We start from the raw sequence: 15104 nt of genomic DNA, 5'->3' as shown, positions 1-15104 counted from the left end.
GGTATTTATATTATTTTGAAATTAATATCAATGTTTTAATATCATCAAACTCAATTTCTGTGCCGTTTTCTAAGGCGTCCACAAAAACCAAATCTTCTGTTAATGTCTCAGACTTAATATAGTCTTCATTTTTCAGAATTGCTTCTTCTAAGATACCGCTTCTCTTTATTTGAATTTTAATCTTATCAGTAACTTCAAATCCAGAATCTTTACGGATATTTTGAATCCTGTTTACTAATTCTCTCGCGATACCTTCGTTTTTCAATTCTTCAGAGATTGTAATATCAAGCGCAACTGTAATTCCGTTTGAATTTGCAACCAACCAACCTTCAATATCCTGAGATGTTATTTCGACATCTTCTAGTGATAAAGTTACATTATTTCCAGCAATAACAACATCTAACGTCCCTTGCTTGTCTAATTGACTAATCTGATCTGCCGAAAAAGATTGTATTTCTTTGGAAATCAGACCCATATCTTTCCCAAAACGGGGTCCTAAAGCCTTGAAATTAGGCTTAATTTGTTTCACCAAAATACCTGAATCATCATCCAAAAGTATGATTTCCTTAACGTTTACCTCTGCTTTTACAAGCTCAGAAATAGCTTCAATTTCAGCTCTCTGATTATCGTCAAGTACCGGAATCATTACCTTTTGCAAGGGTTGACGTACTTTAATCATTTCCTTTTTACGAAGCGATAAAACCAAAGACGAGATGGTTTGCGCTTTCTGCATTTTGCTTTCTAACGTTTTATTAACAAAGTTTTCGACAAATTTTGGAAACTCAGCCAAGTGAACACTGGCATATTGCTCGGTTTGTGTTGAACTTGTTAAATCTCGGTATAATTTATCCATGAAAAAAGGAGCGATCGGAGCGCTTAATTTACTGATCGTTAACAGACAAGTATAAAGCGTTTGGTAAGCTGCAATTTTATCATGAGCATATTCTCCTTTCCAGAAACGACGACGGCATAAACGAACGTACCAGTTGCTCAAGTTTTCCTGAACGAAGTCAGAAATAGCCCTTGCTGCTCTTGTAGGCTCATAATCTTCATAACATTCATCAACAAATTTTATTAATGTATGCAATTCAGAAATAATCCATTGATCGATTTCCGGTCTTTCGTTTAACGGAATTTCCGCTTCAGCGTATTTAAATCCATCGATATTGGCATATAACGAAAAGAAGGAATAGGTGTTGTATAATGTTCCGAAGAATTTACGGCGAACCTCAGCAATTCCTTCAAGATCAAATTTTAAGTTGTCCCAAGGATTTGCATTCATGATCATATACCAACGTGTGGCATCAGGACCATATTCGGCAATAGTTTTAAAAGGATCAATAGTGTTCCCTTTGCTCTTAGACATTTTTATTCCGTCTTTATCCAAAACTAAACCATTCGAAACTACATTTTTATAAGCTACTTTATCAAAAACCAAAGTTCCGATTGCGTGTAACGTATAAAACCATCCACGAGTCTGATCAACACCTTCTGCAATGAAATTCGCAGGAAAATCTTTATTCTCGTCAATTTTATCTTTATTCTCAAAAGGATAATGCCATTGGGCGTACGGCATTGCTCCTGAATCAAACCAAACATCAATTAGATCACTTTCGCGTTTCATTGGTTGGCCTGAAGCCGAAACTAAAGTTATTTGATCGACTACATTTTTGTGTAAATCGATTAAATCATAATTAGATTCAGACATATTTCCGATCTCAAAACCTTTAAACGGATTTTCTTTTTGAAAACCAGCTTCGATAGATTTTTCGATCGCATTGTACAATTCTTCAACAGAACCAATAAGAACTTCTTCTTTTTTGTCTTCTGTTCTCCAAATTGGCAACGGAATACCCCAATATCTAGAACGAGATAAGTTCCAGTCGTTGGCATTTTTCAACCAATTTCCAAAACGTCCTTCACCAGTAGACTTAGGCTTCCAATTGATAGTTTCGTTCAGATCGAACATTCTATCTTTTACATCGGTTACTTTTATGAACCAAGAGTCTAGTGGATAATATAATAACGGCTCATCTGTCCTCCAACTGTGTGGATAACTATGTACGTATTTTTCAACCTTAAAGGCTTTATTTTCTTCTTTTAATCGAATAGCAATTTCAACATCTACAGAACGCTCTGGCGCCTGACCTGCATCATAATATTCGTTTTTTACATATTTACCGGCAAGATCTCCTAAATGCGAAGTGAATCTTCCTTGTAAATCTACCAAAGGAACTGGTGTTCCAGTTTCGTCCAAAACCAACATTGGCGGCACTTCCGGCTTAGCTTCTTTTGCAACTTTAGCATCATCTGCACCAAAAGTTGGAGCGGTATGTACAACTCCTGTTCCGTCTTCTGTAGTAACGAAATCTCCGGCAATTACTCTAAATGCATTTTCTGCATTTTGATAAGGTAATACGTATGGTAATAATTGCTCGTAACGAATTTCTACTAAATCAGCTCCTTTAGCTTCTGCTAAGATTTTATACGGAAGTTTTTTATCCCCTTCTTTTACATTAATAAAGTCAGCATCATCTTCGCTTGCGAAAAATCCTTTTCCAAATTGTTTTCCAACTAAATTTTTAGCTAAAACAACATTGATTGGTTCAAAAGTATATTGATTAAATGTTTTTACTAAAACGTAATCGATTCTAGGCCCAACTGTCAAAGCGGTATTCGACGGCAATGTCCAGGGAGTTGTCGTCCAAGCCAAAATATGAATATCTCCAAATCCTTGTAAAAAGCTTGGTAAAGTTTCCGGTAAAGTTTTGAATTGTGCTACAATCGTAGTATCTGTAACATCACGATATGCTCCAGGCTGATTTACTTCGTGAGAAGACAATCCTGTTCCTGCTTTAGGAGAATATGGCTGAATCGTGTATCCTTTGTACAACAAACCTTTATCATAGATTTGTTTCAAAAGCCACCAAACAGATTCCATGTATTTTGGTTTATAAGTTACATATGGATCTTCCATATCTACCCAATATCCCATTTTTTCGGTCAAATCATTCCATACGTCGGTATAACGCATTACGGTTTTTTTACACGCTTCGTTATATTCTTCGATAGAAATTGTTTTACCAATATCTTCTTTTGTAATTCCAAGTTCTTTTTCGGTACCTAATTCTACAGGCAATCCGTGCGTATCCCAGCCGGCTTTTCTTTTTACCTGAAAACCTTTTTGAGTTTTATATCTGCAAAAAATATCTTTAATCGCACGTGCCATCACGTGGTGAATTCCCGGTAAACCATTTGCTGAAGGCGGACCTTCAAAAAACACGAAAGGCTCTGCTCCTTCGCGAGTTGTTACACTCTTTTCAAATATATTTTCTTCCTTCCAAAAATCAAGTACTTCTGACGCTACTGTTGGTAAGTCAAGTCCTTTGTATTCAGTAAATTTTGTGCTCATTTTATCCTTTTCTTAATCGAGGTGCGAAAGTAAGGAATTTTGGATTATTGACCATCAATTTCTTGAAATTTCACAAACTTTTGTTGAGATAATAGATACAAAAACAAAAGAATTGATTAGTTTCCGGTACTAATCTCAAAATTTTGAGTTAATAATCCAAAAACCAATCAATTCTTATTATTCTTTTTTTAAAATGTAAAAGACTATTTAAAACTTCCGAAATAAACTTCTTTCATGAAAATTCTATTTCCAAAAACAGCATTTACCTCAACTTTTTCACGGCTTTCCTGATAGGAAGTATCTCCATAAAAATCTTCAATTTCATAATCAATTTTATGCGGAATCTTTCCTGAATTTAAAGCCGCTACCGGACGATAATCTTTGAAAAGCTTTCTCTCAAAAAAACTTTTATTTCCATCATCAAATTCTGTTCTTTCTGTCGCTACAATCGAAAAATTTTCTTTGTCTACAAAAAGATGATAATCTGTTTTAGGAATTGTTCTATTACTTGAATTTAAAGTTTTTTCGAAATAATTCAAGTGATAGCATAATTTTCCGTCCACCATTTCGTCTTGCAAAAGTTCCAGTTTATTCCATAAATCAAGTCTAAAAGCAGTCAAAAAATTCACCGGATCTAAGTTTGCCGAAAGATTGCTATACGTATACACCGGTAATTTTGCCCATTTTGCCTCTACTGCACTTTCGCGATCGCTGTGACTCCATGCTTCCGGCCCATTTACGATTTCATAATACGTTTCGGGCATTTTCTTTTTTAGAAGATAGTTAGTCGTCGTCGCCCATCTTTCTTCTGTTTGAGGTATCTTACTTTCTTCTAAAGTTAACTTAGACAACAAATGCGTTTTCTCGATTTTTTTCAGGACATCACTTCCGCCAAAATTAGCAATGATTTTTGCTAATAAATCGGGATTAGACTGATATGCGATAGAATCCAGCATGTTTTCACGATGAATTTTACTTTTTTCTAAAGCTGCAGCTCTATTTTCTTTCTCAACATTCCAATCTGCTTCCTGACGATCGATTTTTTCAAAAAACGCTAATCGTAATTCTTCTTTTTCTTCGGCAATTTTTAAACCTAATTTTTTAAGTTCTGCAAAACGAGGTGTATGACTTCTTATTTTTTTATCTGCAAAATAGCCTCTGTTAACTCTTTCGATAATTGTAGATCCTCTTGAATCTTGCTTATCATTTTCAATCAATAAATTGGCATACTGCAAAGCTTTTTCTTTATTTTCAAGTAAGAAATAAGTTTCAGCTAGATTGTTAGTGACTATAAAACGAATATCTTCATTTGCCGGAGAAAGCGGATATTTAACCAACAAACTTTCCAAATATTGCAAATGCGGTGTCAGCAATTTCTCGTCCAGACCTTTCTCAAGAGTTACTTTCTCCATCTGAGCTGTAATTTCTGTTTCAAAAGCAAGCATTTGTTTGTATTCCGAATGTCCTTTTGAAGTTACAAACTCAAATTTTTCCTTTACTATATCTCTTGTATATCCAAATTTATAATTTAAAAAATCCTGTATCCTTATTGCCGCTTTGTAAACAACATTATCAAATCCAAGTCCCACATCACTGTAATCCGAGTTCTTAACTGCCGTCTTTACTTTTTTGTCCTGTTCTGAGGCTGCAATTTTCAAAGCGCCCATACTATTTCCCACACTTACTGAATAGGAATCTGAACCTCCAAAATCTCTGGTCAGTATAATTTTATCACCATATTTAACATCCAGTTTTACATTATTTATATAGTTAGAATGTGCATTATAAGTCCAGCGATTTTTTTCCTTATCATACACACTATCTATTTGAGTGTCTGTATATCTGGGCATCGCAAAGGTCAAGTAAAGCTTAAGCTTTCCGTTTACCGGATCTTTTATAAATCCGTCAATATTAAAAAAATCCTTCTTTAAATTAGCTTCTTCTTCTTGCAGCGATTTATCCATTTGATAAAAAGCAGTTTGCGTCAATACATTATCAAGAGCTGGAAATTCAGGATATCTAATTACCGGAATTTTAAATTTCTTTGTTTTGGAGCTTATTTTTTCTTGTGCCTGAATTGATCCAATTACAAGCAAAGCCACTAAGAGTACTATTTTTTTCATAGGCAAAAAAAAAGCCATCAGAAAATAAATGCTGATGGCTTTTGGTTTTTATTTTTCTTATTTTTTATTAAAAATCTGAATAGATTTATCCGAAACATAAAAAATGTTTTGTGTCGCAGGATCTATTTCGTAAACCGGTTTGTTGTTTGTAAAAATAATTTTATCAACCTCAACACCGTCTACTTTACTCACTTTTACAAGAATTTTTTCTCCTGTTTCTGCTTTTGCAAAAATATAAGAGTAATCTCTGTTTTGTTTCATTGCATTAAAACGAGAATTAAATTTAGCCGCTACAATACCCATAGCCGCCGCTCCTGCTGCATAATTTTTTGCCTGATCCATATTCTTCTTATCTTCTGGCACTAAAACAGTAGTTCTCATATTTCCGCTAGAGTCGCGGTATGTCATTGTCACCTCAGAACCTTTAAATTCACTTACACCTGCTCCAACTCCTAAACCAATACTTCCAACAATGGCAGCACTTTTAAGAAGACGTCTTGTTCCTTCTCCCGGTTGTGAATATGTAAGGTGATATTTAATTGTACCATCCATATTGACACCCATTACTTCAAGTGGTCCAGAAAGCACAACTCCCCAAGGGAATAATTCGATACTGTTTAATTCTTTTTCTTTTTTGATGTTTACTTTAGCAAATGGCTCTGGTTTGTCGCTGATGCTTGGATCAAATTTGTATAATTTCTCGTCATTATATACTAAATAAGAATTTGTAGCTTCGTCATAGGTAGGCAAAACCGGACGATCTTTGTCAAATTGAATATTACGCTTCCAAAGTTTAACTCCTGTTTTATAATCTACCATGTTTCCGTAAGTTCCTGTAAGATACATTACTTTTTCACCCACTTTTCCTAAGTAGTAAATTGGATCTTCTTTATCGTCAGAAATTTCGATGAATTTTTTCCAAAGTTTTTCTCCGTCTTTGTTGATCAACATCATTTCGTTTTCAGCAACATATAAGAAATCCTGATCGATAGGAATTACTCTTTTCAATCCGTCTCCACGAGCATCTTTTTTCCAGATTTTTTCTCCTGTTTTTAAGTCAAAAAAGTTAAATCCACTAAAATGAGCTACCAATATTTTTGTTCCCCAATCTTCCAGATAAACAACTCTTTTTGTTTTGATAGATTCTTTCCAGATACTTTTTCCTGTTTCTGTATTCAAAACATTCAAATATTGTTTATTCGAAAAAGTTCCTGTATTATTTACTACAACAATATTTTTATCGTTTTGAGTTAAATAGAATTTTGAATAATCTTCTTCACCTTTCCAGTTTAACTTTCCTGTTGCTCTGTCAAAAGAATATAATTTTCCGTATAGTAAATAGTAAATTACTGATCCGTGAACTGTAGCAATATTTGTATTTACTGACTCTTTGAAAGAGAAGCTAAATAATGACTTTGCTTTGTCTACAGTAGTATTCCATTTTAATTCGCCAGTCGTCATGTCCAACAATGCAATTGCCATGTCGCCATCTTTTTTCAAAGTAAGCAAATACTCATTTGTCTCCGGAATAAAATCTGATTGTGTTACCCAAAAAGATTCTTTTGATGAATTGTAAACTACTTTACCAGTATCAGTATTAATGATCATGTACTTACTATTGATGTAAGCTTCAACATAAGGACTTCCGGCAACGTTTGTTAAAGAACTTTTATCCGCAAAAAGTTTTGTAAGATCTGTATCAGCTATGATATCTACTGCTGATTTACCTCCAAAATCCTCTTTAGTCAAAGTCCAAACCACTTTTTTAGTTTCAGGATCCAAACCTTTTATAGTTGATCCTTCTTTAAAAACAACAATTCCTGTAATTCCGTTCTGTACCAAATCCTGTACAGCACTGTCTGTGTTTACGATTTCGTCATATTTCCTTTGGGAAAATGCTGAAACGCAAACTAATAAAAGCAAAAAAATCGAGAATGTAATTTTTTTCATAGTAGTCTTTTTCTTAAAAAATTAATATTTTTGGATGTGGTTTGATTATTGAATTAACTTATTAAATGAGAAAAAAATTAACATTTAATAAAAATTCAGCGCACAAATATATAAAAATAGGAATCGGTTTTAAGAAAATATTTCTTTCAAAACTTCTAAAGATTTTGGCCTTTTAAAACCATCTAAATGAAAACTGTAATAATCGATTAGAATCTTCAATAAAAGCTGTCTTTCGACTACATTGAAAACTTTTTGATCGTTATCAAACTTCAAATCAATTAGTTTTTTAAACACGTTTGTTTCGTGCTCCGTAAGTGCACTTAATCCATGAAAAGGCGTAAAGATGCCTTCAATCATTTCAAAATAACGCAAATCAATTTCTGAAGTATCAGGATAAAAACCTAAGTACTTGGTAGCTTCTAAAAGCAGTATTATATGAAAGTTAGAAATTTCGTCATGATGATCAAGCCAGGTTAAAGCCGTTTCAAGAAACACAAAAAGGGATTCGTTTTTTTCTTCTTCCTGAATGGAGTAATGCAACATTTCGGACAGAAACATTACCATCGTACTTTTGACCAGATCGGTATGAATACTTTGAAAAGGAACTGCGGTTTTAATTTCTTTGAAGTTTTCTAAAGTGCCTTTATTTTTATGAACCGCTTCAATTTCAAGAATAGACAAAGGCTGGAAATAAGCAATTTTCTGACTTGCCTTCCGACTCGAAAAAGCGTCACGCACAAAATAAGATTTCAGTCCGTTTGAAAGTGTGAAACATTTTACAATCAAACTTTTCTCCTGAAATTTTAATGTCGAAATTACTATTGCTTTGGTTTTGACTAACAATTTTAGATTTTAGATTTTAGATTTTAGATTTTAGATTTTTTGAAGAACTAAAACCTGATTGCCAATTATTAATTTTTTGAAACTGAAAACTGCGACCGAGACTGAAAAACTAACGAATTATCATGACTTTTTTAACCTTAGTTTCACTTCCGTCCTGAGCAGAAATAAAAACCATATAAACTCCTGAAGCTACTTTATATCTTCCAAAAGCAGTTGTATCCCATTCTATAGTTCCACCGGTTGAAGTGGTTTCATAAACCAAATTACCTTCAATGTCTGTAATTTTGACATTGGCTTTATCAATTAATCCGGCTACTTTTACAGTTCCTGAATAGGTTGGACGAACAGGATTTGGATAAATATATACATTGTTCAAATCTTCATTTGCCTGCGTTGCGATTCCTTTAAAAGCAATCATTCCTTTGTTTGTTGCAATAAAAACCTCCCCGGTTACACTATTAATTTTAATATCATTTATAGAATTACTGGGTAAAGGAGAATTATTTATAGTAAAATGATATTTTGTTTCCTGCCCGTTTGGCGACACCATAAATACTCCGGAATCACTAGTGCCGATCCATTTATTATTAGATCCATCTACCACAATCGAAGTAATAAACTGCTCGTATAATAATTCCTGAGCCAGATTATCTTCCATTATAATAATTGGGTTTGCTTTTAATTGACCTTCCGTTTGAAAACTGCCAACATTCGACAAAACTCTCAAACCTTTTATAGTTCCTATCCAAAGCTGATTTTTAGTATCAACTGCCACAGATCTAACATCTGTTGCCGGCAAGTTTCCGGAATCAGCACCCATTGTAATTTTTTTGAACGTGTTTGTACTTTCATTAAAAGCAATCACACCATCTCTATTAGTAGAAATCCATTTTGTGCCATTTTTATCAATAGCAATATTTGAGTAACTGACGTCTTCGGCTTTAGCCAAAATTGTACTTGTAGCATAACTTTGCCATTGTCCATTGGTTTTCAAAACCTTTAAACCGTTATTAATTCGGCTATTGGTTACCCACAGATTTCCGGATTTATCAAAAGCATTTCCATTAATCCTGACATCTATATAATCTGGTCCGGCATATGTAATACTTTCCAGACCGCTGTTTTTTTCATTATACAAAAAATTAGGCACGTCATCTTCTATCTTTACCAGACCTGAAAAGAAAGAACTCGCATAAACCTGGCTTTCATTTTTAGGATTAATAAGAATACGCGTTATCGATTTTGCATCATAAACTTCTGAATAAGGAATATTCAGCCAACCCGAAGTATTGTATCTGCTAATACCATAAGTATCTAAAGGATAAGGATCATAAGAAGTGTTATAATCGCCATAAACCGTCCACAACGCATTTGGAGAAACGTCTAAGGAAAAAATATTATTTCGGGCTGGTCCTGTAGGTGTAATTTCTTGAAAAACTGAAGCTCCTGCAAGCGTAGAAGTGAATAATCCTTTTTCTTTTGTTCCGATGAAAATCATATCACCAACAGCAGTAGAACAGGTAAAATTCAAAGTATTATCCAAAACCTGTGCATTTGTAATCTGCCGATTCAAAACCATTTGATTATTATAGACGAAAACCGAATTTGGTATTGTAATAAATAAATTGTGATTTCTCGCCCTCATATCTGTAGACGGTTGCGGAAGCTGAAAAAAACCAACAAATGTATTGGAGTTAAACCTATGAATATATCCCGCTGAATTTATCGCAATAAGTTCTGTATCTAAAGCCTCAACACTTGACCAATCGCCGGAGTTTACAAGAAGCCATTGTTGATAATCGACTAAATTTGGATTTGTGCTGTCTGCTTTTTTGATTCCGTTTGAAGTGGCTGCATAAATGAATCCATTAAAAAAAGTAGTTTGTTTTACGCTAATTTCTGCGCCATTGTCACCAATAAAATAAGTATCTCCAAATTGCAAAGTCGTCAAATTGAATTGTACTATTCCGAAATCACAAGAAACATAAAGCAAACCATTATGTTCCATAAAATGATTGATTTTCTTAATGCTTGGCGATAATTGTTTATTGATGATATCAACGACTTTCAACATGCTTCCGTCGGTTTCGTTGATTACAATCATCAAACCGTTTTCGTAACCAACAATCGTTTTCTTGAATGTTTCACTATAATAAACCGCCGAAATAGTCTGACCGGAAAGTCCGTCAACCGTAGTGGTTGTTTTAACCAAATTTGTTGCGGAATTTTTAGAGAACAAAGCATTTTCTGAAGCAGCAAAAACGGTTGTCGAAGATTCTGAAATATCTTTTATTTCATTATACGAAAAATAGCCTTGCCAGGACAATTTACTTTGAGCGAAATTAAATTGAAACAACAATAAAAATAAAATATACAGAAAACTTCTCTTCATTATTTAGCGTATTCAGATAGACAAATATACTACAAACGAAAGTATTTGATTTTTGTTCTACTTTAAATAAAGTTCTTTTTTTGAACCATTAAGAGATTAAGAAAAATTAAGCTTTAAATATGGATAAAATTCTAATATAAACGATTTACTTAAAACAAAAATCAATTCCTTTCTATGTAGATATTCACGACCCAAGCGATAGCGAATAGGCGAAGCAATTCACGAATATTTTTATTCCCCTTTAAGGAAGAATAATTCGTAAATTCGTGGCAAAAAACAAAAAAGCCTTCATCTCACTTTTACGATTGATGAAGGCTTCTTAAATTTTAATTTATTTTTATACTACACCTTGTGCAAGCATAGCATCGGCAACTTTAACAAATCCGGCAATGTTAGCTCCTTTTACGTAGTTTACATAACCATCTTCTCCAGAACCATATTTTTTACATTGGTTGTGAATTCCAACCATGATATCTTTTAATCTTAAATCAACTTCTTCACTTGTCCAGTTTAGACGAATTGAGTTTTGTGTCATTTCTAATCCAGATGCAGCAACTCCTCCGGCATTTGCAGCTTTTCCTGGAGCAAATAATACTTTATTATCCAGGAATAATTTGATGGCATCAAGAGTAGATGGCATATTTGCAGCTTCGGTCACACATAAAACACCATTATCAATAAGTTTTTTGGCATCATCACCTGTTAACTCATTTTGAGTTGCACATGGAATCGCAATATCAACTTTTACTTCCCATGGGCTTTTACCTTTATGGAAAATAGCATTTGGATATTTATGCGTATAAACTTCGGCTCTGTTATCACCAGTTGCTCTCATTTCTACCATATGTTCGATTTTCTCTCCAGAGATACCTTCTTCATCAAGAATATAACCATCAGGACCAGAAATCGTAACTACTTTTCCTCCAAGTTCATTTATTTTTAAAGCAACACCCCAAGCCACATTTCCGAAACCTGAAATTGCTACTCTTTTACCTTTAATTTCATGTCCGATAGTACGCAACATTTGATCTGTAAAATAAACAACTCCATATCCTGTAGCCTCAGGACGTATTAATGATCCTCCGTAAGCAAGTCCTTTACCGGTTAAAACTCCTGTAAATTCGTTTCTGATTCTTTTATATTGACCAAATAAATATCCGATCTCTCTGGCACCAACACCAATATCTCCTGCAGGAACATCTAAGTCAGGACCAATATGACGACATAACTCTGTCATAAATGATTGACAAAAACGCATTATTTCTCCATCAGATTTTCCTTCCGGATCAAAATCTGAACCTCCTTTTCCACCACCCATTGGAAGTGTAGTAAGACTATTCTTAAAAACCTGTTCGAAAGCTAAAAATTTTAAAACTGATAAATTTACAGAATGATGAAACCTAATTCCACCTTTGTACGGCCCAATTGCAGAATTCATCTGAATTCTAAAACCTCTGTTTACAATTATTTCTCCTTTGTCGTCCACCCATGGAACTCTGAAAATTATAGAACGTTCCGGTTCAGCAATTCTAAGAAGTAAATTTTTACCGTCGTATTTTTTTCTTTCTGCAATAAATGGAATTACCGTTTCTGCAAACTCTCTTACGGCTTGAAGAAACTCAGGCTCGTTTGGATTCTTTGACTCTACAAGAGCCATAAACTCATTTATTTTTTGTTCCATTTTGAAATAAATTATTTTATTTTTTTGCTCAATTATGCATTCCGAAAATGTTTAGAGAAAACGTTTTCGTAATAACACACAAAGATACAGTAAATTGTTATTTTTTTGCATCCGGGCAGTCGATTTGTTTATTTTTCAAACAATGATTGAAATAACATTTACACTTTTAAGTTTACATCAATTTAACATAGTTAAAGTTAGTAAATTAAGTATTTTATTACTTATTTTCTAATAGCCAAATTTATTGTTTTGAATCGTACATGTTTTTTATATATTTGCCCTGATTAGAAAGCCCCAAAACTATGCTCAAACCAGTAATTATCACATTATTTGCCATCTTTGGCATCTCCACAATTGCGACTGCCCAGTCCAATATAGCTCAAGAAGTAGGAATTGTTTTCGGTCCTGTAGTTTTTCAATCTGATTATGGTCAAAGAAATAACTTTGATACAAATGTTGGAAATACCGGATTTGGTATTGGAATTGTCCACTTCATAAATTTTTCTGCCAATAATAATAGAGAACATTTTTTTACAGAACATTTTAAAGTTCGCTCTGAATTATCCTTCAACCAAACTAATTTTAAACATTTTGGAAAATGGGTAGATAAAACTCCCGTAACTCCAGCTGTTAAATTCCTTAAAGGTATGGACGGTAAAAGCACCGTTTTGAACCTTGGAGCACAAATGGAATTCTCACCAATCAAAATTCATGATTATGAAAATACTGTTGGTAGTTTTAGTCCGTATGTAAGTTTAGGTTTCCTTGCCAGTTATTATTCTACGCAAACAGGTTCGACTTTAGGTCTGTTAGGAGATTTAGATATTACTCCGGGAAAATACCTAACCCCGTCTGACGGTCGTGCACATGGATTTTCTACTGAAACCGGTGTAGTACTATCCATAACTGCAGGTGTTGGAGTTCATTACAAACTAACCGAAATGAGCGATTTGATGTTCGAAGCCCGTTATCAGGGATTTAGCTCTGATTGGGTTGATGGTTTAAATCCAAATAAAGATCTTTATAAAGAAAACAAATCAAACGATTCACAAATTTGGTTCAACGTAGGATACATTTACTACTTAGAATTTTAAAGAATCTTAAAATATAAAAATCCCAAATTCCAATCTTAATAATTTTGGAATTTGGGATTTTTTTTATCTTGGAATTTATTTTTTTATGCCAAAGCTTGCTCTAAGTCAGCGATTAAATCTTCGGCATCTTCAATACCAACACTCAATCGAACTAAATCGTCAGTAATACCAACTTCTGCCCTTTTATCAGCCGGAATAGAAGCATGTGTCATTAAAGCAGGATGATTTGCCAATGACTCAACTCCTCCAAGAGATTCTGCCAAAGTAAAAACTTTTAGTTTCTCTAAAAAGGCAATCGAATCTTCTTTCTTTCCTGATTTAAAAGTAAACGAAACCATTCCGCCAAAAGCTTTCATTTGCTTTTTAGCAATTTCATGAAACGGATGGCTTTTTAAACCCGGATAATAAACTGTATTGATTTTTGGGTGATTGCTTAAATATTCGACCACTTTTTCTCCGTTTTCACAATGTCTTTGTACTCTTAACGAAAGCGTTTTGATTCCTCTTAAAACCAGGAAACTATCCATTGGTCCAAGTGTTGCTCCAGTTGCAAATTGCTGAAAATGCAATTGTTCTCCTAAAGCCTCATCTTTTACAATCAAAGCTCCCGCAATAACATCAGAATGCCCGCCAAGATATTTGGTAGCAGAATGCATTACGATATCCGCTCCTAAATCTAGCGGTTTTTGCAAATATGGCGTTGCAAAAGTATTATCTACAGCAAATAAAATATTATTGGCTTTAGTAATTTTTGCCACTTCCTGAATATCCGCCAATTTCATTAATGGATTTGTAGGCGTTTCTACCCAAACCAATTTTGTATTTTCATTGATTAATGATTTCAATTTCTCGATATCCGTCATATCAACAAAATGAAATTTAATTCCTGAATCTTTATATATTCTGGAGAACATTCTATAGGTTCCTCCGTATAAATCATCCATTGCAATGATTTCGTCTCCGGCTTTAAACGATCTCAAAACACAATCCGTCGCTGCCAAACCAGATGAAAATGCCAATCCGCGAGTACCATTTTCAATACTTGCCAAAGCATTTTCTAAAGCTGTACGAGTTGGATTCGACGCTCTGCTATATTCATAATCTGCCAAAGGTTTTCCCGGACTGGTTTGAATAAATGTTGAAGTTTGATAAACCGGAGGCATAACAGCACCAGTACTTGGATCATGATGCTGACCACCATGTATTACTTTAGTATTGAATTTCATATAGTTACAAATTTTAAATCCTTAATTGTGCTACAAATTTACCGTTTAATTTATTTTAATCCTGACACAACTTCTTACCTTTGTATATAATTAATTCAAGTTGCTAGTTGATTGCTTTATTTAACTGGAGTCCAAATACAAACAATGTCAGTTTTATCAAAAAACCTTCTAATGTTACTGCATGTATAGTTCTTGGAAACATTTTTTTTATGTCGCTTATTGTTGTTTCTACTCTTTTTCTCATTTTTAACTTTTCATTTTTTTGCTCTATTGTATCTGTTCGTTTAGCATTTGACTTTCTTTGAATTTTTAATAAAACACATTTTTTCATTAGGGCAAAATCTTCTAAACCGTAATCAGTATAAGCACTATCTCCATAAATC

General features: G+C 33.8%; 8 protein-coding genes and 1 pseudogene. 1 reads left to right on the top strand and 8 read right to left on the bottom strand.

The window, feature by feature from the left end; translation table 11 throughout:
- Window positions 1-10: 10 nt before the first annotated feature.
- The 6 genes from ileS to gdhA form a co-directional block, all read right to left on the bottom strand.
- Window positions 11-3412 (bottom strand): isoleucine--tRNA ligase, encoded by a 3402-nt coding sequence (gene ileS / locus EAH81_RS14385; RefSeq protein ID WP_140508254.1) that lies wholly within the window; start codon window positions 3410-3412, stop codon window positions 11-13.
- A gap of 203 nt (window positions 3413-3615) precedes the next feature.
- Window positions 3616-5535, bottom strand: a complete 1920-nt coding sequence (locus tag EAH81_RS14380) for a hypothetical protein (RefSeq protein WP_140508252.1) — start codon at window positions 5533-5535, stop codon at window positions 3616-3618.
- A gap of 57 nt (window positions 5536-5592) precedes the next feature.
- Window positions 5593-7485, bottom strand: coding sequence for a PQQ-binding-like beta-propeller repeat protein (locus EAH81_RS14375; protein WP_140508250.1), 1893 nt, complete (start codon window positions 7483-7485; stop codon window positions 5593-5595).
- A gap of 129 nt (window positions 7486-7614) precedes the next feature.
- On the bottom strand, window positions 7615-8328 hold the full coding sequence (gene recO, locus EAH81_RS14370) for a DNA repair protein RecO (RefSeq protein ID WP_140508248.1): 714 nt from the start codon (window positions 8326-8328) through the stop codon (window positions 7615-7617).
- A gap of 109 nt (window positions 8329-8437) precedes the next feature.
- Window positions 8438-10720 (bottom strand): T9SS type A sorting domain-containing protein, encoded by a 2283-nt coding sequence (locus tag EAH81_RS14365; RefSeq protein ID WP_140508246.1) that lies wholly within the window; start codon window positions 10718-10720, stop codon window positions 8438-8440.
- Window positions 10721-11057: 337 nt separating this feature from the next.
- Window positions 11058-12401: an NADP-specific glutamate dehydrogenase gene (gene gdhA, locus EAH81_RS14360; RefSeq protein ID WP_140508244.1), complete on the bottom strand. Its 1344-nt coding sequence runs from the start codon at window positions 12399-12401 to the stop codon at window positions 11058-11060.
- 302 nt (window positions 12402-12703) lie between these two features.
- Between gdhA and EAH81_RS14355 the strand changes: the two genes are divergently transcribed.
- Window positions 12704-13495, top strand: a complete 792-nt coding sequence (locus EAH81_RS14355) for a THC0290_0291 family protein (RefSeq protein WP_140508242.1) — start codon at window positions 12704-12706, stop codon at window positions 13493-13495.
- A gap of 83 nt (window positions 13496-13578) precedes the next feature.
- Here EAH81_RS14355 and EAH81_RS14350 read toward each other — a convergent pair whose 3' ends face one another.
- Window positions 13579-14721: a cystathionine gamma-synthase gene (locus EAH81_RS14350; protein ID WP_140508240.1), complete on the bottom strand. Its 1143-nt coding sequence runs from the start codon at window positions 14719-14721 to the stop codon at window positions 13579-13581.
- Between the two features lie 103 nt (window positions 14722-14824).
- Window positions 14825-15104, bottom strand: a pseudogene (locus tag EAH81_RS14345) (IS982 family transposase); the annotation flags it as partial.

The sequence above is a fragment of the Flavobacterium pectinovorum genome (assembly GCF_006438875.1).
Classification (GTDB): domain Bacteria; phylum Bacteroidota; class Bacteroidia; order Flavobacteriales; family Flavobacteriaceae; genus Flavobacterium; species Flavobacterium pectinovorum_A.
The sequence above is the reverse complement of the archived record's forward strand: the minus strand, read 5'-3'. Positions and strand labels throughout refer to the sequence as shown.

Bases quoted from the DNA above. Each gene is read 5' to 3' on its own strand.
- ileS (WP_140508254.1), bottom strand. From the start codon at position 3,412: ATGAGCACAAAATTTACTGAATACAAAGGACTTGACTTACCAACAGTA.
- EAH81_RS14380 (WP_140508252.1), bottom strand. From the start codon at position 5,535: ATGAAAAAAATAGTACTCTTAGTGGCTTTGCTTGTAATTGGATCAATT.
- EAH81_RS14375 (WP_140508250.1), bottom strand. From the start codon at position 7,485: ATGAAAAAAATTACATTCTCGATTTTTTTGCTTTTATTAGTTTGCGTT.
- EAH81_RS14365 (WP_140508246.1), bottom strand. From the start codon at position 10,720: ATGAAGAGAAGTTTTCTGTATATTTTATTTTTATTGTTGTTTCAATTT.
- gdhA (WP_140508244.1), bottom strand. From the start codon at position 12,401: ATGGAACAAAAAATAAATGAGTTTATGGCTCTTGTAGAGTCAAAGAAT.
- EAH81_RS14355 (WP_140508242.1), top strand. From the start codon at position 12,704: ATGCTCAAACCAGTAATTATCACATTATTTGCCATCTTTGGCATCTCC.
- EAH81_RS14350 (WP_140508240.1), bottom strand. From the start codon at position 14,721: ATGAAATTCAATACTAAAGTAATACATGGTGGTCAGCATCATGATCCA.